This window comes from Lacticaseibacillus salsurae (genome assembly GCF_045862175.1).
Classification (GTDB): domain Bacteria; phylum Bacillota; class Bacilli; order Lactobacillales; family Lactobacillaceae; genus Lacticaseibacillus; species Lacticaseibacillus salsurae.
On the sequence record NZ_BAAFZI010000091.1, the window covers coordinates 3,528 to 5,038 of the forward strand.

The window sequence follows — 1,511 nt, forward strand, 5'->3', positions numbered from 1 at the left end:
CGTAGGGTCTATCCTTAGAAAGGAGGTGATCCAGCCGCAGGTTCTCCTACGGCTACCTTGTTACGACTTCACCCTAATCATCTGTCCCACCTTAGACGGCTAGCTCCTCTTACGAGGTTACCCCACCGGCTTCGGGTGTTACAAACTCTCATGGTGTGACGGGCGGTGTGTACAAGGCCCGGGAACGTATTCACCGCGGCATGCTGATCCGCGATTACTAGCGATTCCGACTTCGTGTAGGCGAGTTGCAGCCTACAGTCCGGACTGAGAATGGCTTTAAGAGATTAGCTTGCCCTCGCGGGTTCGCAACTCGTTGTACCATCCATTGTAGCACGTGTGTAGCCCAGGTCATAAGGGGCATGATGATTTGACGTCGTCCCCACCTTCCTCCGGTTTGTCACCGGCAGTCTTACTAGAGTGCCCAACTTAATGCTGGCAACTAGTCATAAGGGTTGCGCTCGTTGCGGGACTTAACCCAACATCTCACGACACGAGCTGACGACAACCATGCACCACCTGTCACTATGTCCCCGAAGGGAACGTCTGATCTCTCAGATTGGCATAGGATGTCAAGACCTGGTAAGGTTCTTCGCGTTGCTTCGAATTAAACCACATGCTCCACCGCTTGTGCGGGCCCCCGTCAATTCCTTTGAGTTTCAACCTTGCGGTCGTACTCCCCAGGCGGAATGCTTAATGCGTTAGCTGCGGCACTGAAGGGCGGAAACCCTCCAACACCTAGCATTCATCGTTTACGGCATGGACTACCAGGGTATCTAATCCTGTTCGCTACCCATGCTTTCGAGCCTCAGCGTCAGTTACAGACCAGACAGCCGCCTTCGCCACTGGTGTTCTTCCATATATCTACGCATTTCACCGCTACACATGGAGTTCCACTGTCCTCTTCTGCACTCAAGTTTCCCAGTTTCCGATGCACTTCTTCGGTTAAGCCGAAGGCTTTCACATCAGACTTAAAAAACCGCCTGCGCTCGCTTTACGCCCAATAAATCCGGATAACGCTTGCCACCTACGTATTACCGCGGCTGCTGGCACGTAGTTAGCCGTGGCTTTCTGGTTGGATACCGTCAACATCTGAACAGTTACTCTCAAATGTGTTCTTCTCCAACAACAGAGTTTTACGATCCGAAAACCTTCTTCACTCACGCGGCGTTGCTCCATCAGACTTTCGTCCATTGTGGAAGATTCCCTACTGCTGCCTCCCGTAGGAGTTTGGGCCGTGTCTCAGTCCCAATGTGGCCGATCACCCTCTCAGGTCGGCTACGTATCACTGCCTTGGTGAGCCTTTACCTCACCAACTAGCTAATACGCCGCGGGTCCATCCAAAAGCGACAGCTCGAAAGCCGCCTTTCAACTCAGAAACATGTGTTTCTGAGGTTTATGCAGTATTAGCATCTGTTTCCAAATGTTATCCTCCACTTAAGGGCAGGTTACCCACGTGTTACTCACCCGTCCGCCACTCGGTTTTAAAGCAATCAGTCCGAAGACTTCATGCA

Annotated in this window: 1 rRNA gene; it reads right to left on the bottom strand. The window is 52.2% G+C overall.

The annotated features are described in order from the left end of the window. Positions 1-18 precede the first annotated feature (18 nt). Positions 19-1,511, bottom strand: a 16S ribosomal RNA gene (locus tag ACKTSG_RS13535); the annotation flags it as partial.